The organism is Acidimicrobiales bacterium (assembly GCA_040219085.1).
Lineage (GTDB): Bacteria > Actinomycetota > Acidimicrobiia > Acidimicrobiales > JAVJTC01 > JAVJTC01.
In genome coordinates this window covers 56,991-79,871 of record JAVJTC010000002.1, presented here as the reverse complement: position 1 = coordinate 79,871, position 22,881 = coordinate 56,991, and the positions used below count along the sequence as shown (strand labels likewise).

The 22,881-nt window shown below is 70.2% G+C and carries 21 protein-coding genes; 1 reads left to right on the top strand and 20 read right to left on the bottom strand.

Annotation, left to right across the window (positions count from 1 at the left end; translation table 11 throughout):
* Positions 1–181 precede the first annotated feature (181 nt).
* A complete protein-coding gene (ileS, locus tag RIE08_00425; protein ID MEQ8716052.1) occupies positions 182–3,379 on the top strand; it encodes an isoleucine--tRNA ligase in 3,198 nt (1,065 codons plus the stop codon).
* A gap of 25 nt (positions 3,380–3,404) precedes the next feature.
* Here ileS and RIE08_00420 read toward each other — a convergent pair whose 3' ends face one another.
* The 20 genes from RIE08_00420 to RIE08_00325 form a co-directional block, all read right to left on the bottom strand.
* The gene (locus RIE08_00420; protein ID MEQ8716051.1) at positions 3,405–4,571 is read right to left on the bottom strand and encodes a DivIVA domain-containing protein; all 1,167 of its coding nucleotides are present in this window, start codon (positions 4,569–4,571) and stop codon (positions 3,405–3,407) included.
* Positions 4,572–4,623: 52 nt separating this feature from the next.
* Entirely contained in the window at positions 4,624–4,875 is a 252-nt protein-coding gene (locus RIE08_00415; protein MEQ8716050.1) for a YggT family protein, read from the bottom strand.
* Positions 4,876–4,903: 28 nt separating this feature from the next.
* A complete protein-coding gene (locus RIE08_00410) occupies positions 4,904–5,473 on the bottom strand; it encodes a cell division protein SepF (protein ID MEQ8716049.1) in 570 nt (189 codons plus the stop codon).
* Between the two features lie 106 nt (positions 5,474–5,579).
* Positions 5,580–6,242, bottom strand: a complete 663-nt coding sequence (locus tag RIE08_00405; protein ID MEQ8716048.1) for a YggS family pyridoxal phosphate enzyme — start codon at positions 6,240–6,242, stop codon at positions 5,580–5,582.
* 2 nt (positions 6,243–6,244) lie between these two features.
* Complete coding sequence (locus RIE08_00400; GenBank protein MEQ8716047.1) at positions 6,245–6,943, bottom strand: polyphenol oxidase family protein; 699 nt, start codon at positions 6,941–6,943, stop codon at positions 6,245–6,247.
* A gap of 4 nt (positions 6,944–6,947) precedes the next feature.
* A complete protein-coding gene (ftsZ, locus tag RIE08_00395; GenBank protein ID MEQ8716046.1) occupies positions 6,948–8,114 on the bottom strand; it encodes a cell division protein FtsZ in 1,167 nt (388 codons plus the stop codon).
* A gap of 123 nt (positions 8,115–8,237) precedes the next feature.
* Complete coding sequence (locus RIE08_00390; protein ID MEQ8716045.1) at positions 8,238–9,011, bottom strand: FtsQ-type POTRA domain-containing protein; 774 nt, start codon at positions 9,009–9,011, stop codon at positions 8,238–8,240.
* A complete protein-coding gene (gene murB / locus RIE08_00385) occupies positions 9,008–9,985 on the bottom strand; it encodes a UDP-N-acetylmuramate dehydrogenase (protein MEQ8716044.1) in 978 nt (325 codons plus the stop codon). Before murB ends, RIE08_00390 begins: the two co-directional genes overlap by 4 nt.
* Positions 9,982–11,376 (bottom strand): UDP-N-acetylmuramate--L-alanine ligase, encoded by a 1,395-nt coding sequence (murC, locus tag RIE08_00380; protein ID MEQ8716043.1) that lies wholly within the window; start codon positions 11,374–11,376, stop codon positions 9,982–9,984. Before murC ends, murB begins: the two co-directional genes overlap by 4 nt.
* Positions 11,369–12,478 (bottom strand): undecaprenyldiphospho-muramoylpentapeptide beta-N-acetylglucosaminyltransferase, encoded by a 1,110-nt coding sequence (gene murG, locus RIE08_00375; protein ID MEQ8716042.1) that lies wholly within the window; start codon positions 12,476–12,478, stop codon positions 11,369–11,371. Before murG ends, murC begins: the two co-directional genes overlap by 8 nt.
* The gene (gene ftsW, locus RIE08_00370) at positions 12,475–13,629 is read right to left on the bottom strand and encodes a putative lipid II flippase FtsW (GenBank protein ID MEQ8716041.1); all 1,155 of its coding nucleotides are present in this window, start codon (positions 13,627–13,629) and stop codon (positions 12,475–12,477) included. The genes murG and ftsW overlap by 4 nt, the downstream gene beginning before the upstream one ends.
* Positions 13,629–14,972, bottom strand: a complete 1,344-nt coding sequence (gene murD / locus RIE08_00365) for a UDP-N-acetylmuramoyl-L-alanine--D-glutamate ligase (protein ID MEQ8716040.1) — start codon at positions 14,970–14,972, stop codon at positions 13,629–13,631. The genes ftsW and murD overlap by 1 nt, the downstream gene beginning before the upstream one ends.
* On the bottom strand, positions 14,969–16,000 hold the full coding sequence (mraY, locus tag RIE08_00360; GenBank protein ID MEQ8716039.1) for a phospho-N-acetylmuramoyl-pentapeptide-transferase: 1,032 nt from the start codon (positions 15,998–16,000) through the stop codon (positions 14,969–14,971). Before mraY ends, murD begins: the two co-directional genes overlap by 4 nt.
* A complete protein-coding gene (locus RIE08_00355) occupies positions 15,997–17,418 on the bottom strand; it encodes a UDP-N-acetylmuramoyl-L-alanyl-D-glutamate--2,6-diaminopimelate ligase (protein MEQ8716038.1) in 1,422 nt (473 codons plus the stop codon). The genes mraY and RIE08_00355 overlap by 4 nt, the downstream gene beginning before the upstream one ends.
* The gene (locus RIE08_00350; protein ID MEQ8716037.1) at positions 17,405–19,303 is read right to left on the bottom strand and encodes a penicillin-binding protein 2; all 1,899 of its coding nucleotides are present in this window, start codon (positions 19,301–19,303) and stop codon (positions 17,405–17,407) included. Before RIE08_00350 ends, RIE08_00355 begins: the two co-directional genes overlap by 14 nt.
* Before the next feature lie 4 nt (positions 19,304–19,307).
* On the bottom strand, positions 19,308–19,739 hold the full coding sequence (locus RIE08_00345; protein MEQ8716036.1) for a septum formation initiator family protein: 432 nt from the start codon (positions 19,737–19,739) through the stop codon (positions 19,308–19,310).
* On the bottom strand, positions 19,736–20,674 hold the full coding sequence (gene rsmH, locus RIE08_00340) for a 16S rRNA (cytosine(1402)-N(4))-methyltransferase RsmH (GenBank protein MEQ8716035.1): 939 nt from the start codon (positions 20,672–20,674) through the stop codon (positions 19,736–19,738). The genes RIE08_00345 and rsmH overlap by 4 nt, the downstream gene beginning before the upstream one ends.
* A gap of 223 nt (positions 20,675–20,897) precedes the next feature.
* The gene (locus RIE08_00335; protein ID MEQ8716034.1) at positions 20,898–21,323 is read right to left on the bottom strand and encodes a cell division/cell wall cluster transcriptional repressor MraZ; all 426 of its coding nucleotides are present in this window, start codon (positions 21,321–21,323) and stop codon (positions 20,898–20,900) included.
* A gap of 336 nt (positions 21,324–21,659) precedes the next feature.
* The gene (locus RIE08_00330) at positions 21,660–22,328 is read right to left on the bottom strand and encodes a hypothetical protein (GenBank protein ID MEQ8716033.1); all 669 of its coding nucleotides are present in this window, start codon (positions 22,326–22,328) and stop codon (positions 21,660–21,662) included.
* A 13-nt stretch (positions 22,329–22,341) separates the two neighbouring features.
* Positions 22,342–22,854, bottom strand: coding sequence for an HNH endonuclease (locus RIE08_00325; protein MEQ8716032.1), 513 nt, complete (start codon positions 22,852–22,854; stop codon positions 22,342–22,344).
* Positions 22,855–22,881: the final 27 nt, after the last annotated feature.

Below are 22,881 nucleotides of genomic sequence, written 5' to 3'. Positions count from 1 at the left end.
TCCGTTCTTTATCGGGCCGGCGCAGCAATGGCACCCGGCGGGGGCCGTGAGAGCAGCGCATTGTACGCCTCAGCGGTGGTCCTGGCAATGCACTCAACAACGGACCGGCCCCGGTATTCCCGGGCGGAGGCGGCTGTACGATTCGGAGGGCCGATCCGACCCCGAGGTGACGACCGCTCCCATGAGCCACCCTGCCGACCGCAACGACGACACCAGCGCGGCCACCCCCTACCCGAGGGTGCCGACGCGTCCGGATCTACCGGCGCTCGAGGAGGCGATCCTGCGACGCTGGAGGAGCGACGGGACCTTCGAGGCATCCGTGGAAGAGCGCGAGACCGGCGAGCGTGGAGCCAACGAGTTCGTCTTCTACGACGGCCCCCCGTTCGCCAACGGCCTCCCCCACCACGGTCATCTCCTGACCGGCTACGTGAAAGACGTCGTCCCGCGGTACCAGACCATGCGGGGCCGACGCGTGGAGCGGAGGTTCGGCTGGGACTGTCACGGGCTGCCCGCCGAGATGGAGGCCGAGAAGGAACTCGGCGTGTCGGGGCGCCGCGACATCACCTCCTACGGGATCGCCGAGTTCAACGACCACTGCCGCAGTTCGGTCATGCGCTACACCCAGGACTGGCGCTCGACGGTCGAGCGCCAGGCCCGGTGGGTGGACTTCGATCACGACTACAAGACCATGGACCTCTCCTACATGGAGAGCGTCATCTGGGCCTTCAAACAGCTCTGGGACAAGGGGCTCGTCTACGAGGCCTACCGGGTCATGCCCTACAGCTGGGGGGCGGAGACCCCGCTGTCGAACTTCGAGATCCGACTCGACGACGCCACCCGACCACGTCAGGACCCGGCCATCACGGTTGCCTTCGACCTGGAGCCCCGGCCGGGCGACCCCGGGCCGATGCGCATCCTCGCCTGGACCACGACACCGTGGACCCTGCCGTCGAACCTCGCGCTCGCCGTCGGGGCCGACATCGAGTACTCGATCATGGCCGAGGCCGGCGAGGACGGGACCATCTACACGATCCTCGGCTCCGCCGCCGTCGAGCGCTACGGGCCCCAGCTCGCCGACGCGGAACTCCACGGCACCGTCTCGGGTGCGGAGCTCGCCGAGCGCACCTACCAGCCGTTGTTCGACTACTTCGCGGACACGCCCAACGCATTCCGCGTCCTCCTCGCCGACTTCGTCGGCACCGCGGACGGCACCGGCATCGTGCACCTCGCGCCCGGTTTCGGCGAGGACGACCAGGTGGTGAGTGAAGCCGCCGGGATCAGCCTGGTCGTACCCGTCGACGACGAGGGACGCTTCACCGACGACGTTCCCGAGTGGGCGGGCGAGAACGTCTTCGACGCCAATCCGTCGGTCATCGCCGCTCTCAAGGAGCGGGGCCGGATCGTCCGGCATGACACCTACGACCACAACTACCCGCACTGCTGGCGCACGGACACCCCGATCATCTACCGGGCGCTCAGTTCCTGGTACGTGAAGGTGACCGACATCCGCGACCGGATGCTGGAGCTGAACCGGGAGATCAACTGGATCCCGGACCACGTCCGTGACGGCAGGTTCGGCAAGTGGCTCGAGGGGGCGCGGGACTGGTCCATCTCGCGGAACCGCTTCTGGGGTTCCCCGATCCCCGTGTGGCGCTCGGACGACCCCGAGTATCCCCGTATCGACGTCTACGGCAGCCTCGACGAGATCGAGCGTGACTTCGGCGTCCGCCTCGACGACCTCCACCGACCGACCGTCGACGCACTCGTGCGGCCCAATCCCGACGACCCGACCGGGAAGTCGATGATGAGGCGGGTACCCGAGGTGCTCGACTGCTGGTTCGAGTCCGGATCCATGCCCTACGCGCAGGTCCACTACCCCTTCGAGAACCGGGACTGGTTCGAGGATCACTTCCCCGCCGATTTCATCGTCGAGTACGTCAACCAGACCCGCGGCTGGTTCTACACGCTGCACGTGCTGTCGACCGCTCTCTTCGACCGTCCGCCGTTCCGCAACGCCATATGTCACGGGATCCTGCTCGCGTCCGACGGGGCCAAGCTCTCCAAGCGCCTCAAGAACTACACGGACCCCACCGAGATCTTCTCGACCAAGGGCAGCGACGCGCTGCGGTGGTATCTCGTGTCGTCGCCGGTCGTGCGCGGCGGCGAGGTCCGCGTGGACGACGACGAGATCACCGACGTCATCCGCCTCGTCATCAACCCGATCTGGAACGCCTACTCGTTCTTCACCCTGTACGCGAACGCCGACGGGATCAGCGCGACTGAACGGACCACGTCGACCCACGTACTGGACCGCTACCTGCTCGCGAAGACCCACGACCTCGTGACCGAGGTCACCGCGGCCATGGACGCCTACGACCTGCCGGCCGCATGCGGGCGGATCACGGCGTTCCTCGACGCACTCAACAACTGGTACATCCGCCGCTCCCGGGACAGATTCTGGGCACCCGCCGCCGAGGTCGACCCCGAGGCCAAGCGCGATGCCTACGACACCCTCTACACGGTGCTCACGACCCTGGTCCGGGTGGCGGCGCCGATGCTGCCACTCGTCACCGAGGAGATCCACACGGGTCTCACGGGTGCGCGGTCGGTACACCTCACCGACTGGCCCGAAGCGGCAGACCTCCCGGGGGACCCGGCGCTCGTAGCGGCCATGGACCGCGCTCGCGACGTCGCGTCGGTCGCCCTCGGCATCCGCGAGGACAACGGCATCGCCGCCAGGGTGCCCCTGGCGCGTCTCACCGTCCACGGCCACGGGGCCGAGGCGCTCGCACCGTTCGTCGATCTCCTCGCGGACGAGGTGAACGTGAAGCACGTCGACCTGGCCGACGAACTCGACGCGGACATCACCTTCGAACTCAAGCCCAACGGACGACTCCTGGGCCCCCGACTCGGTGGCGACATGCAGAAGGTCCTCGCCGGCGCACGCGCCGGAGAGTGGACGCCCAACGCCGACGGTTCGGTCATCGTCGCCGACCACACCCTCACCGGCGACGAGTTCGAACTCTCACTGGTTGCAGAGGGACACCCGGGAACGGCCGCCCTGCGCACCAACGACGCCGTGGTCACCCTCGACCTGAACCTGACGGAGGAACTCATCGCCGAGGGCCGGGCCCGTCACATGGTGCGATCGATCCAGCAGGCCCGACGTGACTCCGGCCTCGAGGTGACCGACCGGATCGTGCTGACCCTCGACGTCGGCGGTGACATGGCCGCCGCCGTCGAGGCCCACCGCGGATTCATCAGCGACCAGGTACTCGCGACCGAACTGGTCGTCGGCCCGGTGGGCGAGGATGCCCCGAGGGTGTCCCTGGACGGCGCCGACGTCGGGATCGAAGTGACGGTGGTCGGCGGGACCTGAGCGCTCCAGCCGGGCCCCGCGGCGCTCAGCGTCGCCGGAAGCGACCCTTCGGTTCCTCGTCGTCCTGGTCGAAGAAGGCAGCCATCGCCCGATCGGCATCGTCGTCGGGTGTACCCAGCGGGTCCTCGTCGTCGACCGCACGGCGCAACTCGTCGAGGAACGAGTCCCCACCGGTGTCGTCGCCGGTCTCGTAGCCGCTGTCGACGCCCGCCTCGTAGAAGTCGAGCGCGGCATCGCCTCCGTCGGCGGGTGGCTCCTCGGCGAACGCCCCGCGGATCACCTCGCCCTCGCTGCCATCGGAACGCGGCGCCCCGTCATCGGCCTGCGCAGCCGCTGACTCCCGGGGCCGCAGCTCCGCGGCCGGTTCGGGCTCGTCGGCCCACATCGGCTCGGGCGTCGGCGCCTCCTGGCCCGTGAGGTCCAGGATGGCCGACCCCGTCGCTTCAGACTCGGGTTCCGGCTCCGGCTCAGGTTCCGGCTCGGGGTCGGGCTCGGGCTCCGGTTCAGGTTCCGGCTCGGGGTCGGGCTCCGCCGCGACCACCCCGACCTCGATCGACGACTCGGTGACCTCGGGATCCACGTCGGCCATCGCGGGCGCAGCGGTCCCGGCCAGCGCCTCGTCGGAGACCAGACGGCCCAGAGCCTCGACCACCCCGCTGAGATCCCCGCGGCGCCGTGCGAGATGAGCTTCGAAGCTCTCCACGTCGGCGGCGAGCTCCTGACGCGCGGCGCGTAGCGCCTCGACCTCGGCGACCAGCGGAGCCCGGGTCTCCTCGACCAGTCGGCGTGCCTCGGCCAGCGCACCGCTCTTGATCCGCTCGGCGTGGGCCTCGGCGTCGGCGACCAGCTTCTTGGACTGGTGCTCGGCCTCTGCGGTGACAGTCACGGCGTGGGCCTCGGCCTGGCGACGCACCTCCACCGAGTCGCTCTCGGCATCGTGCACCACGCGGTCAGCGGTCTCCTGGGCCGCGGCGAGCATGCGTTGCACGGCGCGGTCGGGGTCGTGCAGCTGTGGTCCGGCGCCGCCGGTCGCGGGCGAACCCGCCCGGGCCTCAGCGTCGGCCACCTGCTGGCGGAGTTGGGCGACGGCGCGCCCTACGCGTGCGAGAAACTCGTCGACCTCGGCCGGGTCGTACCCGCGCCGTGCCTCGGAGAACTGCACGTCCTTCATCACCTGGGGCGTGAGATCCATGGCAGGCAAGGCTACTGCGCGGCCTCCGGTCGCGTGCGACAGCCCCGGGGCGTCAACAGATGACGGCCTGCAGGAAAAAGAGGCCGAACAACACGATCGTCGGCGAGAGGTCGAGCCCCATCCCGCCCATCCGGATCGGTGGGATCATGCGCCGCAGCGGTGTCAGAACCGGATCCGTCACCATGTAGAGGAAGCCGGCGACGGTCGCGATCGGCCCGTCGGGGTCCAGCGGGAACCAGCTGAGAATGATCCGGGCGAAGACCGCGATGATGTAGAACAGGATGAGATAGCAGACGATCACCATGGCGGGGGCTCCGGGTGTGGGAAGGCGGTCAGCCCTCGGTGAAGCCCTGCTCAGCGAGGCGCTGGCGGTCCTCGGCCGTCACCTGAACATCGGTCGGCGTTAGCAGGTAGACCTGGTTGGCGACGCGTTCCATGTGACCACCGAGTCCGTAACAGAGCCCGCTCGCGAAGTCGATGAGCCGACGTGAGAGGTCCCGCTCGACCTCCTGGAGATTCACGATCACCGGCTGCTTCGACTTGAACCGGTCGGCGATCTCCTGGGCGTCGTTGAAACCGTGGGGCACCACGACGTGGGGGTTCGCCTGCGGTGGAGCCGGACGCGGCCGCACCGTGGTCGAACCGACGGGACGCACGGCGCGGGGCTGCATGCGCGGCGCGTCCCCCTCGACGGGGTCGCTGCTACGCGGGGTGGGCATGGCCCTGACGTTGCCGGGATCCTCGGCACCGCCGCGCGGCGAACGCTGTACCTGAGCAGCGGCGGGGGCGGGCCGACGGGCGTCGTCGGCGGATCCGGCGCCGTGGGCGTCGTAGTCGTAGTCCTCGTACTCCTCGTCGGGGCCGAGCCCGAGGTACAGCAACGTCTTTTTCCAGACCGACATCGAATCTCCAACAGCCGTCGTGGGCCCTGGGAATACTAGTCTCGCACGCGGCGATCCAGGCGGCGCGGACCTCCCGGGCTCCGACGTGGGAGCGCCACGATCACCTTCACCGTGGCCGGGGGCCGAACAGGGCGGTACCGAGGCGCACCATCGTGGTGCCCTGCTCCACCGCGAGGGCCAGGTCCCCGGACATCCCCATCGAGCAGTGCTGAAGGTCCAGGTCGTCGACGAGAGAGCGCAGAGTCGCGAACTGTCGGGCGACGGTCCCGTCGGCGGCGACGGCGGCGACACCCATCAACCCGATGACGTCGAGACCCGCGTCGCGGGCAGCACCGACGAGCGAGCCGGTCTCCGCCGGCGCACAGCCGCCCTTGGAGGCCTCCGCGCTGATGTCGACCTGGACCATGACGGTCGCGCCTGGGTCGTACCGGGCGATCCGTTCGACGAGCTTCAGCCGGTCGACGCTCTGCCACACGTCGACCGAACCGGCCAGCGGTCGAACCTTGTTGGACTGCAGGCGTCCGATGAAGTGGCGGCGCAGACCGGGCGAGACCTCGGACCTGGCGATCAGGTCGTCGGCGTAGTTCTCCCCGATATCACCGAGGCCCACGGCCTCCGCTGCAGCGACCGCCCAGGGGCCGAATCCCTTCGTCACCGCGACGACCGTGACCTGACCGGCGGCGTCGCCCGCCGCGCTCATCGTCTCGCGTGCGACGGCGAGCCGGCGCGCCACCGCCTCCACGTCGCCGCTCTCTCCGGTCGGTGGCATCGTCACAGGGTCTTCTCCAGCCAGGCCACCGTGACCTGGCGTCCGATGTCGCCCCGGGCACGGTGTGACCAGTAGCCCGGGTCACACGCGGTACATCCGCCAACGCTCTCGACGGCGGTCACGCCGGCATCGACGAGCGCCGACCGCACGGTCGCGTCCAGGTCGAGGGCGGGTCGCCCGGTGCCGGTCTCTGCGATGACCGCCGTCCCGAACATGTCGGCCATGCGCGCCAGGTCGGTTGCTCCGAACTCGTAGCAGGTGGGGCAGATGTGGGGTCCGATCACCGCCTCGGTGGCGACGACGCCGAGCGTCGACATCGCAGCCGCCGAGCAACCGACCACGCCCGACACGAGGCCCCGCCAACCGGCGTGCACCACAGCGAGAGCACCCTCACCCGCGAGCACGACCGGCACGCAGTCCGCGGTTCGGACCGACAGTGGTGCACCGGCAACGGTCGTGACGGCCGCGTCGGCGGCTTCGCCGGCGGCGTCGCCCGGTGCGGTGACGACGACCACATCGGCGCCGTGCACCTGTTGCAGCCACGTCCACGGCGCATCGACCAGGTCGGTGTGGCGGCGGGCCAGGCCGTCGGCACCGGGTGTGAAGTCGCCCGCGGCGGCGGTGGTCGAGATCACCCGTGCGACGAGCCCGTCGCCGGCCGACAGAGTCAGGTCGACGCGACGTGCGGACGCAGCCGCCACCGCTTCAGCGCAGGAACGAGGGGACGTCGAAGTCGTCGGCGGTTCCATCGCCGTCATCGGACTCCGCGAACGGGTCGGTGAGTCCGAACAGCTCGTCGTCGTCATCGTCGGTGCGCGTACGCGTACTCGCGGCGGCCGAGGCGGAGTCGGCCCCGCGTGAGGCGCCGGTGGGTCGGCTGGTGGCGGCAGCCGACGATGTGGACCCGGAACCACGTTCGCCGTCCCAACGATCGAAACCGGCGGCGATGACCGTCACGCGGACGCTGTCGCCCATCTGGTCGTCGATGACGGCACCGAAGATGATGTTGGCATCCGGGTGCGCCACGGACTGGATGATCTCGGCGGCCTCGTTGACCTCGAACAGTCCGAGTTCGTTGCCGCCCGTGATCGTGAGCAGGATGCCGCGCGCTCCCTCGATGGACGCCTCCAGCAGCGGACTGGATATCGCCTTGCGGGCCGCAGACACCGCCCGCTCCTCACCCGAGGAGGTTCCGATGCCCATGAGGGCCGAACCGGCGTCGCTCATGACCATCTTGACGTCGGCGAAGTCGGTGTTGATGAGCCCGGGCGTCGTGATGAGGTCGGTGATGCCCTGAACGCCCTGCAACAGGACCTCGTCGGCCATGCGGAAGGCGTCGAGCACCGACGTCTTCTCATCGGAGATGTTGAGAAGTCGGTCGTTGGGGATGACGATCTGGGTGTCGACCTTCTCCTTGAGTCGCGTGATGCCGGTCTCGGCCTGCACGGCACGCCGGCGACCCTCGAAGCCGAAGGGACGGGTCACGACCGCGATGGTGAGGGCGCCGATGGAGCGTGCGATCTCGGCGATGACCGGAGCCGCACCTGTACCGGTACCGCCTCCTTCGCCGGCGGTGATGAACACCATGTCGGCCCCCGCCAGGGCCTCTTCGATGTCGTCTCGATTGGCATCGGCGGCCGCTGCGCCGACGTCGGGGTCACTGCCCGCTCCCAGGCCACGGGTCAACTCCCGGCCGATGTCGATCTTGACATCGGCGTCGCTCATCAGCAGCGCCTGTGCGTCGGTGTTGACGGCGATGAACTCGACACCGCGGAGCCCCGCATCGATCATCCGGTTGACGGCGTTCACGCCGCCCCCGCCCACACCGACGACCTTGATCACAGCAAGATAGTTCTGCGGAGTGGTCGTCATGTCTCTCTCCCGTTCAATGGCGACCCTCGAAACTCTCAACTTGAGGTCTAAGGTTTGGAGACCCGAAACAATTAAAGGTCTGGTCGCGCGTGAAACAAACGGTACGCGCTCCGCGCGCGAACGTCAACAACCCCGCCTCAGTACCGGCGCACTCGGAGCCCTCACGTCGAGTGTGACCATACATGTCAACTCGACATCGAGGAGAAACGTTCTCACAGCCGTCAACTTCTCCTCGAGTTGGCGATCGTCCCCCATGAGGACCCGGCCGCCCTGTTCGAGGTCGAGCACCACAGCGCCCTGCTCGTCCACCGCGACCGAACGGGTCGCCGCGCCCACCACGACGTCGCCAGCGGCACGCGCCGCGACGGCCACCGCCGCCAGGTCCCGCGTTGCGAGCCAGGCGCCGGGCGCGGCCGGCGCGGTCACCCCGACGACGGTCTCGAGGCCGGCGGGCGGCGCCTCATGGACCTCCAGGACACGCCCGGCGATGTCGACGACGGCCCACCACTGTCCCGCGGCCACCGCAGCCACCGGGGTGCGTTCGGTCACGGTGAAGACGACCTCGCCGGACCAGGATCGCTCCGAGGCCACCTCGGCCACCCAGGGCAGTGCGACGATCGCCTCGCGCGCATCAGCCAGATCGAGCGTGAGCAGGGAGGCACCCTCCTCGATGCCTGCCACCTCGGCGACCACCGTGGGGTCGCTGCGTACCGCGCCCTCGACCGTCACCGTGTCCACGGCGAGCAGCGAACTCTGCAGGACGACCGCTGCGACGGCGACCGCCAGCACCACCGCGGCGAGCCACAACGTCCGACGGGTCCGTCGTCGCTGGTGTTCGTTCTCGACCGCGGCGCGCCGCGCCGCGATCCGCGGGTCCATCCGCATTGCGATCGTCATCGTCGCCGACCTCCTCGATCGTCGTGCCCGTCGTCCACGTCCTGCTCGTCGAAACCCACCAACCGTGTCTCGGCCCTCAGCACCACACCGCTGTGGCGACGGACCTGTTCGGCGACCGTCGCCATCAGCTCACGCACGTCCGCCGCGGAACCACCCGGATCGACCTGGATGAAGTTGGCATGCTTCATCGACACCTCCGCCGACCCGATCCGTAGTCCCTTGCACCCGGCGAGGTCGATGAGGCGGCCCGCGGCGTCTCCCGCCGGATTGACGAAGACCGAACCGGCGTTCTGACCGCCCGGCTGGTTGTCGCGCCGCCAGCGGACGATGGCCGCGATCTCCTCTTCGGCAGCGCCACGCTCCCCCCGCACGAGTGAGATCGTGGCGGATGTCACCACGTCGTCGGCGCCCAGCGCAGAGGACCGGTAACCCAGTGCCAGATCCGTGGCGGACCTGGTCGCCACTGTCGCCCCGGCCAGATCGACGATGCGGGCGTCGACGAGCGACGCCGCCATGTCCGAGCCGTGTCCCCCGGCGTTCATCCGCACGGCGCCGCCGACGGAGCCGGGCACCCCTACGGCCCACTCGAATCCACTGAGCCCCTCCGCAGCGGTGCGACGCGCCACCGCCGGCAGTGGCGCCGCACCTCCGCAGCGAACCGTGACGTCGTCGATCGTGATCGATGCGAACCCCTCCCCCAGGCGCAGGGCGACGCCGGCGAACCCGGTGTCGGCCACGAGCAGGTTCGAGCCCCGCCCCACGACCAGTACCGCGACATCACCACCGGCGCAACGAACGTCCTCCACCGCGGAGGCCACGGCCAGGAGTTCCTCCTCCGAGTCGAGCTCCACGAAGACCTCCGCTGCTCCACCGACCCGGTAGGTGGTCAGGGTTCCGATGTCCACACGCCGTCGGACCCGACCGGCGCCGAGCGCCTCGTCGAGCCGACCCGCGACCTCGTCGAGAGCCGTCATCGCTGCTCCAGCTGGGCCGCGACGACATCGGCCATCGAAGGGAGGTCGCCCGCGCCCAACGTGAGGCACAGGTCGCCGGGCCGTAGTCGCCGGGTGAGGTAGTCCGTGAGATCGCCGCGGTGGGGAAGCCATGCGACATCGGCCCGCGGGTGTGCGTCGAGAACCGCGTCGACGATCAACTTGCCCGTGACACCGGGTCGGGGTTTCTCCCCTGCGCCGTACACGTCCGTCACGACGATGCGGTCGGCGTCACCGAATGCGTCGGCGAAGGTCGCCGCGAGGGTCTCGGTGCGGCTGAACCGGTGCGGTTGGAAGACACACACGATCCGGTCCCACCCGCCGCCGCGTGCGGCCTCGAGGGTCGCCGCGACCTCTGTCGGCAGATGCGCGTAGTCGTCGACGAAGGTGACTCCGCCGGCGGTGCCGCGATGCTCGAAGCGACGCGCCACCCCGGCGAAACGGCCGAGCGCCTCGACGACGGCATCCACGTCGGCTCCGAGCTCGGTCGCGGCCACGAGCGCTGCGGTCGCGTTCAGAGCGTTGTGCAGCCCGGGGAGGGGAATGGTCACCTCGGCGAGGAGTTGGCCGGCGCGCTCCAGCCGGAACGACGAACCCGTACGGCGGGCCCGGCGATCCACGAGACGGACGTCGGCATCGGCCGACACGCCGTAGGTCAACGCACCCACCCGCTCGGCGACCGCGGCTGCGCCCGGGTCGTCGGCGTAGACGATCCGGGGTCCGTCGACGCGCGCGAGGAACTCACCGAAGGCGTCGCTCAACGCGTCGAACCCACCCCAGTGCTCGAGGTGGTCAGGCTCGACGCTCGTCACGATGGCGGCGCCGGCATCGAGTGCGAGGAAGGTCCCGTCACTCTCGTCGGCCTCCACCACGAACCAGCCGTCGTCACCGCCCCAGTGGGCCCCGGAGCCGATCTCGTTCACGTCGCCACCGATGATGAAGGAGGGGTCCAGGCCGGCGTGACGCAGCGCCAGTGCCGTCATCGACGAGGTCGTCGTCTTCCCATGGGTACCTGCGACCGCCAGAGTCGGTCGAAGGAGGGTGAGGGCCGCCAGGACCTCGGCCCGCGACAGAACGGGAATCCCGGCTTCGCGCGCGGCGACGACCTCGACGTTGTGATCGGGCACCGCGGTCGACCTGGTGACGACGTCCACCCCGGCCACAGCCGAGGCGTCGTGACCGACGCGCACGTCGATGCCGCGGGCCCGGAGGCTCTCGAGCGATCGCGACGTCCGCAGGTCGCTGCCGGTCACCTCATGGCCCAGAGTTGCGAGCACCGTCGCGATGGCGCTCATGCCGGCCCCACCGATGCCGACGAGATGGACACGCAGCCGATGCGTCGGGTCGAGGTCGAGGCGGACGGCGTCACGCACGGGCGTACTCCTCAGCCAGACGGGCGACTGCGGCCGCCGCGTCACGGTGTGCCATGGACGCGGCTGCTGCACCCATGGTCGCCAGGCGGTCCGGGTCGCCCAGGAGGGTGGTGATGAGCTCCGCGAGCCGGGGCCCGTCGAGTTCTTCGTCGGGCACTACCACCGCACCACCCGTCCGCTCGACCGCCCGGGCATTGGCGCTCTGGTGGTCACCCGGTGCGCCCGGTAGGGGGACGAGCACCGACGGCGTGCCGGTGACGGTCAGCTCCGCGACCGAGGTGGCACCGGCCCGACAGACGACGAGATCGGCAGCCGCGAAGACGCTCGCCATGTCGTTCTCGAAACGCACGAGCCGACGGGTCAGGGCACCCTCGTCGACGACCGACTCCGCGACCTCCTCCCAGTCACGGTCCCCGACGATGTGGCGGACCGCCAGGTCTCCCCGTCCGGCGAGGATCCGACAGGCGTCGACCGTGGCCCGGTTGACGCGGCGGGCCCCGAGCGAACCCCCGAAGACGACGATCAGATGCCGGTCGACGGGGACTTCGAGCCGGGTGCGTGCCGCGGCACGCCCTGCGGACCGGTCCACGGCGAGGATCTCCTCACGCACCGGGTTCCCCGTCAGAACCGAGCGCGGCAGGTCCGTACCGGCGAAGGAGACGGCACAGGCGCGCGCCCAGCGGGCGACGAGACGGTTCGCGGCACCGGGTACGGCGTTCTGCTCGGCGACCACCACGGGGATGCGGCGCAGGAGCGCCGCAACGGCACAGGGCACGGAGGCGTAGCCACCGAGCGAGATCACCACGCGGGGGCGGAGACGACCGAGCAGACGATGGGCCTGCCACAGCCCACGAGCCAGACCCGTGATCGCTGCGACGTTGTCGAAGGTGAGCCGACGTCGGATGCCCCGACCGGGCAGCACGGTCAGATCGAAGCCCGCCGCGGGGACCAGGTCGCTGTCGACACCGCGACGGCTGCCGACGAAGTGGATCGACTCCGGCGGATGCCCGGCCGCCACGAGAGCCCGGCCGATCGCGATACCGGGGAACACGTGGCCGGCCGTGCCACCACCCGCCACGACCGCCCAGATCGGCGCGGTCACGAGGCGACCCTGCCCTGGCGGGCGACGTTGAGCACGATGCCGATTGCGGCCATGTTGACCACCAGCGCCGAACCACCGAAGGACAGGAACGGGAGCGAGACCCCCGTCACCGGCAACAGCCCGACGACGGCACCGATGTTGATGAACGCCTGCAGCGTCAACCACGTCGTGACGCCGGCTGCGAGCAGCGTTCCCAACAGGTCGCGGGACTGCATCGAGATGCGGATTCCGACGATCGCGAGTCCGACGAACAGCGCGATCACGAACGTCGCTCCCAGCCAGCCGAGTTCCTCGGCGACCACGGCGAAGATGAAGTCCGTGTGGGCGAAGGGGAGGTAGCCGAACTTGGCGCGCCCGGTCCCGAGGCCGGTCCCCGACAGTCCGCCGGAAGCGATGCCGACGAGGGACTGGATGGTCTGGTAGCCGGTGTTGAGGGGGTCGTCCCACGGGTCGAGGAAGGCGAAGACCCGGTCGCGGCGGTAGCTCGCGGACATCGACAGCGCCGTGGCGAGCCCCATGCTCGCGAGCGCGGTGGCCGCGAGGGGAAGGAACCGCACGCCGGCCACGAACATGACCCCGAATGCGATCGCGCCGACGATGATCGCCGCGCCGAGACTCGGCTGCAGCAGGATGAGCCCGGCGAGTATCGCGACGACGACCACGATCGGGCGCAGCCCCGCGACGCTGCGGTGCAGACTCGGCGCACGCCGCGCGAGCAGGTCCGCGGAGAAGACGACGATGCCGAGCTTCGCCAGCTCGGACGGCTGGATCGTGATGGGACCGATCTGGATCCAGCGGGACGCCCCGTTGGCGCTCACACCCAGACCGGGCAGGAGCACGACGAGCAGGAGTCCGACCGTCACGACCAGGAACGGACGGGCGAGGTGGCGCCAGCGGTGGTAGTCGACGCGCATCGTGACCATCAGGGCGACGAAGGCGAGACACGACCAGATGGCCTGACGCTGGAAGTGGAACCAGCTCGAGCCGTTGTCGTCGAGCGAGGTCACCGAAGAGGCCGACAGCACCATCACCAGACCGATGAGGTTCAACAGCAGCACGAGCAGGAACAGCGAGACGAAGGTCCCCGAACGGCGTCCCGCTGGTCGGGCGAGCCCGGCCGGTCGGCGTGGTCTGGTCGTGACGGCGGCCATCATTGCCCCTCGGAGAGTCGGTGGACGCGTGCGGTGAAGTCGTCACCACGAGCGCTGTAGTCGGCGTACTGGTCGAAGGACGCGCAGGCGGGCGACAACAGAACGACGTCACCGGGCTCCGCGAGCTCGGCGGCGTGACCCACGGCGGCGGCCATGTCGGCAGCGAGCACCGTCGGCCGCAGTCCATCGAAGTGCCCGACGACCGCGGGTCCGGCCTCGCCGAGGCCGACGACGGCCTTGATGGATGCCGCCCCCTCGAGAAGCGGCGCCAGATCAACCCCCTTGTCGCGGCCGCCGGCGATGAGCACCACGGATTCGAAGCCGGCGAGCGCGGCCAACACGGCGTGGGGGGTCGTCGCCTTCGAGTCGTCGTACCACCGGACGCCGCCCACCTCGGCGACGAGCGCCACCCGGTGGGGCTGGCCGACGAATCCACGCAGCGCCCCGGCCATCACCGACTCGGAGACGGTCACGACCCCGGCGGCGGCCGCCGCTTCGATGGTCGCGACGGCAGCCATCGCATTCGCGATGTCGTGGGGCAGAGACCGCCACAGTTCCGACACCGCCAAGAGCGATCGGCCGTGCACCGTCAGATCACCGCCGGCCACGGTCACCGCCGCGGCACCTCCGCCTGCTCCGGCGCCGACCCCGAAGCCGACGACGGGCACGTTCACAGCGGCGAGGTGCGCGGCCACGACCGGATCGTCCAGGTTGCCGACGCACGCTCCCGCCCGGGCGAACACCTTTGCCTTCGACCTCTCGTAGACCTCCAGGCTCCGGTGCACGTCGAGGTGGTCGGGCGCGAAGTTGAGCCAGGTCGCGACCGCGGGGGCGAACCGCGTCGTCGGCGCGAGCCGGAACGACGATGCCTCCACGACGAACAGGTCGACGGCCGCATCGTCGATGGCCGCCACGAGCGGTACATCCGTGTTGCCGGCCGCGACGACCCCCAGACCGGTCGCCTCGAGGATCGACACGAGCAGGTCGGTGACCGTCGTCTTTCCGTTCGTCCCCGTCACCGCCAGCACGGGCCGGCTGTCCCAGTCCGTCGCCAGGTCCAGCTCCGAGGTGACGGCGAGCCCCCGTGCCTCGGCGAGCGCGAACGCCGCGTGACACTCGGGGATCCCCGGGCTCGGCACGAACAGGTCCGCGTCGGCGACGAGCGCTCCCAGGGCCCCTGGCGACGGCGACGCCACGAGTTCGACTGCATCCGCCGCGGCATCGGCGGCCATCCGGGCCGATGGGGCGTCGTCGACAGCCACGACGTCGTGGCCGCGTCGAACGAGCGCCCGTGTGACCGCCCGGCCGGTCACACCGAACCCGACGACGAGTGCCCGGCTCAATCCGCCGCCCCCGTCGAGATGAAGTCGGCGTAGTAGAGCCCGAGGGCGAGTGCGGTGGCGAAGCCCGCCACCAACCAGAAGCGGATGATGACCCAGGTCTCGTGCCAGCCGAGAAGTTCGAAATGGTGATGGATGGGGGCCATCCGGAACACCCGCCGACCGAAGATCCGGAAGCTCGCCACCTGGATGATCACCGAGAGCGTCTCGGCCACGAACAGAGCGCCGATGATCGGCAACAGGAGCTGGGTGTTGGTCGCCAGCGCCATGCACGCGAGCCCCGTCCCGAGTGCCAGCGACCCGGTGTCGCCCATGAAGATCCGTGCGGGAGCCGCGTTCCACCACAGGAAGCCGGCGCACGCCCCGAGCATCGCCGCAGCCACCACGGCGAGGTCCAGAGCATGGGGGATGTCATAGATCGACTGGTTGCGGAAGGCCCAGAAGCTGATGACGACGAACGCCGCGTAGCCGAACAGCGACGAGCCACCGGCCAGCCCGTCGAGGCCGTCGGTGAGATTCACGGCGTTGGCTGTTGCCAGAATGAGCAACGAAGACCAGATCACCCAACCCACGGGACCCAGGTCGATGTCGATCGAATCGTGGCGGGTGAACGAGAGCTCGGTGTGCACGTCGGTGAAGGTGACCATGAGGATCGACCAGCCGACGGCGACGCTCACGAGGCCGACGATCTTCGAGCTCTTGGTGAGGCCGAGGTTGCGCTCGCGCGAGACCTTGATCCAGTCGTCGAGGAGGCCGACCCCCGCCGCGCAGACGATCGCCGCCATGACGAGGAGTCCCGTGCGGGTGTAGATGCCGTTGTAGTAGTCCGAGATGACATAGGCGAGGGTTGCACCTCCCACGATCGCGACACCGCCCATCGTCGGCGTACCGGCTTTCACGTGGTGACCGTCAGGTCCGTCGGCGCGGATGGGCTGACCGATCCGGTGACGCCTCAACCAGTCGATGAGGAAGCGGGTTCCCACCAACGAGAACGTCAGGGACAGGCCCGCGGCCAGGAGCAGGCGGATCACGGCGCGCCCTCCCCCGGGGCCAGCAGCGATGCCACCACGGCACGGTCGTCGAATGGGGTCACCACGCCACCGATGTCCTGGGTGGTCTCGTGGCCCTTCCCGGCGACGACCACGACGTCGCCGACTCCGGCATCGTCGAGGGCGATGGAAATCGCCCGTCGGCGATCGAGCTCGACCTCTACGTGAGGTCGATGGTTCTCGTCGACGCCGTCGAGGATCGCGGCCGCGATGGCTGCGGGGTTCTCGGTGCGGGGGTTGTCGCTGGTGATCACCACCCGGTCCGCACGCCGGGCCGCGATGTCGCCCATCACCGGACGCTTGGCGGTGTCGCGATCCCCACCGCAGCCGAAGACGACAGTGAGGCGCCCCGGGGCGAACGAGCGTGCCGAGTCGAGCGTCGTCGCCAACGCGTCGGGCGTGTGGGCGTAGTCCACGATCACGAGGGCGCCGTCGGCTCCGTCAGCGACCACCTCGAAGCGACCCGGGACGGCGGCGACGGAACGGAGGCCGGCGCGGACGGCGGCCTCGTCGACGCCGCACAGGAGTGCGGCCTCGGCGGCCAGCAGGGCGTCGGCCACCATGAACGAACCTCCCAGGGGAACCTCGAGGGATCCACCGCGCCAGTCCATCGAGGTCGACCCGGGCCCCGACGACACGCCGGTGGTCGCCGAGGGCGACACCTCGACGCACGGGATCGCCAGGCGCGCCACGATGCGACGGCCGGCGGGGTCGTCGGTGTTCACGACCGCCGCCTGCGACAGCGAAGGGTCGAACAGGCGCGCCTTCGCTGCCTCGTAGTCGTCCATCGTCCGGTGGTAGTCGAGGTGCTCGGGTGAGAGGTTGGTGAACACCGAGACTGCGAAACGGGTCCCTGCGACGCGACCCTGCGCCAGGGCGTGCGAGGAGACCTCGAGGGCGACGACCCCGACACCCTGGCCCCGCATGCGATCGAGGTTGCGCTGGAGTTCGACGGCCTCCGGGGTCGTGCGGAGACCCGAGAGGGTCCCGAGAGCGACTGCGCTGTGGCCGCCACCGCGGGCAGCGGCTGCGACAAGGTGTGTGACCGTCGTCTTCCCGTTCGTCCCGGTGACTCCGACCACTGTGAGGTCGCGGGACGGGTGGTCGAAGAACGCCGCAGCGAGGGGCCCGACCACGGCACGTACGGAGTCGACCATGATGGTTGCGACCTCCGTCGCCACCGGACGTTCGGCGACGAGAGCCACCGCCCCGCCGGCCACCGCACCTGCGGCGAAATCGTGGCCGTCGACGGTGTGTCCCGGGACGCACACGAAGAGGTCCCCGTGCCGGACCTCGCGCGAGTCGGTCGCGATGTCGCGGACGTGGACATCCCCGTCGCCGACGACACGGCCACCCACCGCGTCAGCGAGATCGGCGAGACGCACCTCACGGTCCCGCACCGGATGCCTCCTCGAGCTCACCGTCGGTGGCGGGGCCCTCCGCCACACCCACCGCCAGGGCGTCGGGGGCCGGATCAGCGACCGGCTCGGGAGTGGGGATGTCGGCGACCACACCACCGGTGGGCGGTATCCGCAGATGCCGCAGGGTGTAGCGCGCCAGTTCCGCGAACGGTGGTGCCGATGCGAAACTCGCGTAGATGCTGGCGGAGGGTTCGTCGATGACGACGATGATCGAGATCTGCGGGTCGTCGGCGGGCAGGAACCCCGCGAACGTCGTCACGTACGTGAAGTTGCCTGCGCCGTCCTCGTAGCCGCCCCCGGGAAGCGGCTTCCACGCCGTCCCCGTCTTGCCGGCGACCGCGTAGCCCTCCACGGCGGCGAGTTGTCCGGTTCCCTCGTCGACCACCCGTGTCAGGATGGTCCGCATCTGGGCGGCCGCGGCCTCACCCACCACACGGCGACCCTCGGCGACCGCGGGCTGGTGACGGGTCCCGTCGGCTTCCACCACCGCCGAGACGATCGTCGGCGGCACGTAGACCCCGCCGTTCGCGATGGCGTTCAGGCCCGCCAGCATCTGCAGCGGGGTCACGGAGATCCCCTGGCCGATGGGGACAGTGCCGATCGTCGTCCCCGACCACTGGTCGAGCGGCAGAACGATGCCCGGCGTCTCCCCCGGCAGACCGACGCCGGTCGCAGCGCCGAGCCCGAATCCCCGCAGGTAGTCGTCGAGGCGCGCCCCGCCGAGCTCCTGGGCCCAGAGAATGGAGCCGACGTTGGAGGACCGGGTCACGATGTCGGAGACCGACCATTCCTCGATCGGATGACCGGAGTGATCCGAGAAGGTGTCGTCGTACAACACGATCGAGTCGGGTACGTCCTTGACCGAATCGGGGTTGGCGATACCCGAGTCGAGCACACCTGCGAACGTCAGTGCCTTCATCACCGAGCCCGGCTCGTAGGCCCAGGTGATCGCCCGGTTCTCGTTGGACACGACCGGCTCACCGGTCTCCTCGTCGCGCTCGACGTTGACGATCGCGAGGATCTCCCCCGTCGACGGCACGGTGATCACGACGACGCCACCGGCGGCGTCCATCTCCTCCACCTGGGCCAGCAGAACCTGCTCGGCCTCGAACTGCAGGGACCCGTCGATCGTCAGGTGCACGTCGGCACCGCGGTGCGCCGGCTCGAGGTCGCTGGGAGCGACGGGGATCGCCCGTCCCTGGGCATCACGCTCGAAGGAGAGTTCGCCGGCGGCTCCCCTCAGGATCTCGTCGTACGCGAGCTCGACTCCACTCAGCCCGACGTTGTCGACACCGACCTGGCCCACGACCGACCCGGCGAGCGATTCGCCTGCCGGGTTGAAGCGCTTCGGCTCGGGCCACGTGTAGATGCCGTCGAGGTCGAGCGCTTCGACCTGAGCCACGACGTCGTCGGGCACCTGGCGACTCAGATAGACGAAACGCGAATCGGCGGCGAGGTCCACGGCGAGCGCGGTCGGGTCCAGGCCGAGCACCGGTGCGAGCAGCGCCGCCTCCGTCACCGGGTCGCCCACGAAGCGGGGGTCGGCCCACACGGCTGCCTGATCCAGTGACGTCGCGAGAAGCTGGCCGTTGCGGTCACGGACGTCCCCGCGTGCACCGGGGATGGCGATGGTCTCCGTTCGCTGGCTCTGGCCGAACTCGACGTACCGCTCAGGATGGCGTAGCTGGAGATCGGCCAGCCGCCAACTCAGTACCCCGGCGACGATGACGACGATCGCACCCACCGCGAAGAGCCGTCGACGGACCCGTACGAGCGCGAAGGCCGGACGGACGACACGTCCGGACCGTGATCCGGTGGCCGTGGCGGCGCGCCGCGCGGGGCCGGGGAGTCGACGGGTGTCCACCGCGTCACTGCCCGCCCGGGACCGCGGAGCCCGCAGGGACGGGAGCGAGGTAGGTCACATCGGTGGGGTCGACCATGCCGAGCCGCGCCTTGGCCTCGGCCTCGATGCGGCCCGGGGCGAGCAGAGCCGCCACTTCGACTTCGAGTCGGTCGTTCTCGGCGCGCAGTTCCACGGCGTGGGCGTCGAGTCTCTCGAGGTCACGCTGGCCCTCGATGATCACGGCGTGGAACGCCGCCATGCCGAAGAGGCCGATGAGAACGACGATCACCGAGACCACGCCGACGACCCCCACCAGGCGGGTGCTGTCGCGGCGGGGCGCCCGTGCGGGACGTACGCCATGGCGTTCGGGACGCGGGTCGGGGCGGCGGAGTGGAGCGGCGGCGGTCGATGCCCGCCGATCGGGGACCGCCGCTGTACGCGTACGTGTCGGCGTCATGTTGCGGCCAATCTCTCGAATGCGCGGAGCCGCGCTGACTGGGACCGACGGTTCCGGGCGACCTCGTCGTCGCCGGGGCGACGCCCGCGGCGCCCGAGGAGCTTCACGGTCGGGACGGCTCCACACACGCACGGCAGCGCCGAGGGACACTCGCAGCCGCCGGTCTCGGCGTCGCGCAGGATGCGCTTGGTGATGCGGTCCTCGCCGGAGTGGTAGGAGATCACGACACCGCGCCCACCGGGGGCGAGTCGGGTGATGGCCATGGTGAGCGCCGCGGACAGAGCGGCCAGCTCGTCGTTGACCGCGATCCGGATGGCCTGGAAGGTCCGGCGAGCGGGGTGGCGTCCGCGGCGCGCCGCCGCCGGAATGGCGGTGACGACGGTCTCGGCGAGTTCGGTGGTGTCGGCGATGGGCCGGGCGGCGACGATCGCCGCGGCGATCCGCCGGGCGAAACGCTCGTCGCCACCGGCGACGAGCAGAGACCGCAGCTCCTCGGCGTCCGCCTCGTTCACGATTGCCGCGGCGTCGCGGCCTGCTGTCGGATCCATTCGCATGTCGAGCGGTCCGGACTGCCTGTAGGAGAACCCGCGTTCACCCCTGTCGAGCTGAGGGGAACTCACGCCGAGATCGAACAGCACGCCGGCGATCCGGTCCACCCCGAGGGCATCGAGTGCACTGTCGAGTTCGTCGAAACGGCGATGGACGACCACGGCGCGATCGCCGAACACCGCCAGACGGTCCGCTGCGGCCCCGACCGCGGAGGGATCACGGTCGAGGCCGACGAGGCGGAGATCCTCGCGTTGTTCCAGGAGGGCCGTGGCGTGCCCGGCGCCGCCGACCGTCGCGTCGAGGATCGTGCCCGCAGGCCCGGCGGTGAGCACCTCGATGACCTCGGCCACCATGACCGGTTCGTGTTCGAACGTCGTCGAGTTCACTGTTCGAGGTGCTCTCCGCCGCGCGGGCCTCGGCTCATCGGCAGTCTCCCGGCCAACTGGCGCACGTCGGGATTTCTCCCCGATCGAGCTAGATGGCAAGCGGGCGGAGTAGGGGCCTTCCATCCTGTCGACCGGGAGACTGCCCATGAGCGAGACCACGTTGGCCCCTGCATCACGGATTGGACCGCTGATTCCTCCTTTCTCGTCGTCGTCATCGGTTGCATCACATCCAGTTGCCGTCGTCGGCAGCGTCCTCGGCCGCGTCGTGGACCTCTGTCCAACGCTGCGGGTCCCAGACCTCGACGCGGTCCCCCGCGCCGATGACCATGACCTCGCGATCGAGCCCGACCGCGTCCCTCAGGTGCGAGGGCAGCACCACACGACCCTGGGAGTCCTGACGTAGCTCGGCGGCACCCGCGGCGAACCGGCGGAGCTGGTTCGTCGAGGCTTCGCCGTTGCGAACCCTCTCCCGGAGCCGACCGAGCGTTCTCTGAAAGTCCTCCGCCGTCCACACGCCGAGGCAGGCCGCTCCCGGCGCCCGTGTGGCGAAGCAGGTGTCGCCGAGATGGGACCGGAACGGGACCGGCAACGCGAGACGACCCTTGTCGTCCAGCGACCGCTCGTGCGTTCCCAGAAATCCGACGAACACCGTGCTCTTCCGTCTGTCGTCCCGTGTATCGATCCGTCCGTGGTCCCGGAGCAGGGGTGCCGGCGTCGCCTGTCGGTGACGTCGACGTGAGTGCTCGTTCTCGTCGCGCTCGGTCTGTTGTCACGACAGACGACCTTCTCTCCCTATCTCCCCACGAGTCCCCACACTACGCCCTAATCCCCCACACGTCAACCAAAAAGCTCCCCACGCGGCCCATCGGCACACGCAGAGCGCGAAAATTCGCGCTCGAAGCGCGAGAGCTCAGGCGGGGAAGCCCACCGACGCGACCGCTCCCCCCACCCTCGGACCGATGGCTCCACCCGGGAGCCGTGAAGGTCACAGCGAGGTGACGGCCTCCACCAGGGCGTCGCGGAGATGATCCCGTGGCCCGTCGAGGCCCACGGCCACGTCGGCGAGCGGACCGGGATCGCCCGTCGGCAGACCGACCAGCACCGCCTCGAGCACGGACGGCTCCCAACGGGTGAGCACCGACACCGACAGGCGGGACCACGCCCGCGTGCGGCGCTGGGAGATGCCGACGACCTTGCGACCCGCCACGGTCACCTCGCCGGGACCGAGGCCCGCGAAGCACACGAGCCGACCCGCCGGTCCGGGTTCCCATCCACCCCGGTGAATCCGGGGCGTCACGCCCGTGCCCGCCACGACCCCCGCACACACCTCGCCGAGCCACCAGAAGGCCCGTCCGACGTCGTCGACCGCCAACGGGTCGCCCGCCGGCACGACGATGTCGAGCCACACGTCGGCGCCGGGAGTCACGTGGACCGCTCCGCCGCCACTTCGGCGCCGGGCGACCTCGACGCCGGCTGCATCCGCCGCCGCAGCGTCGACGAGCTCCGGGGACTGCGAACTACCCAGTACGACCGCTGGACGCACCGGCTCGCAGACCCGCAGAACGCGGCCCGGCGACACCGGCACCTCGAGCGCGTGCAGCTCGGCGGCCGAACCCCGTGCGAAGGAGACCTCCCAGCGCGCCCGCGACGTCACGGGACCGCCACGCTCACGCCGACAGGGCCGGGTCGCACCCTGGCAGGTAGGGCTCCCACGATGCGGGGACGTCACCCAGAGCCAGAACCACCCGCATCGAGCGCGGTGGAGCGGCCGGCACCCGTCGCAGCCGCATGTTCGTCTCGGGCAACAGGCGATCGCGCTTGTGGGCGTTGCACGGGCGACACGCCGCCACGACGTTCTCCCATGTGTGGGCACCACCACGGCTGCGTGGACGGACGTGGTCGATCGAGTCCGCCCGCGCCCCGCAGTACTGGCAGGCGTTCGCATCCCGGGCGAAGACGCCGCGGCGGCTGATCGAGCCGCGCCACTGGTACGGCACGCGCACGTAGTATCGGAGCCGCACGACAGAGGGGACGGGGATCTCCATCCGCTCAGAGCGCAGCACGTCGTCGCTCCCGTGCAACGTGTCGGCCTTGCCGTCGAACACGAGGACCGCCGCCCGCCGGGACGCGACGACGCCGAGTGGCTCGTCTGTCACGTTGAGCACGAGGGCCCGGCCCATCCGGCGAAGGCTAGTCGCGACCGGCGC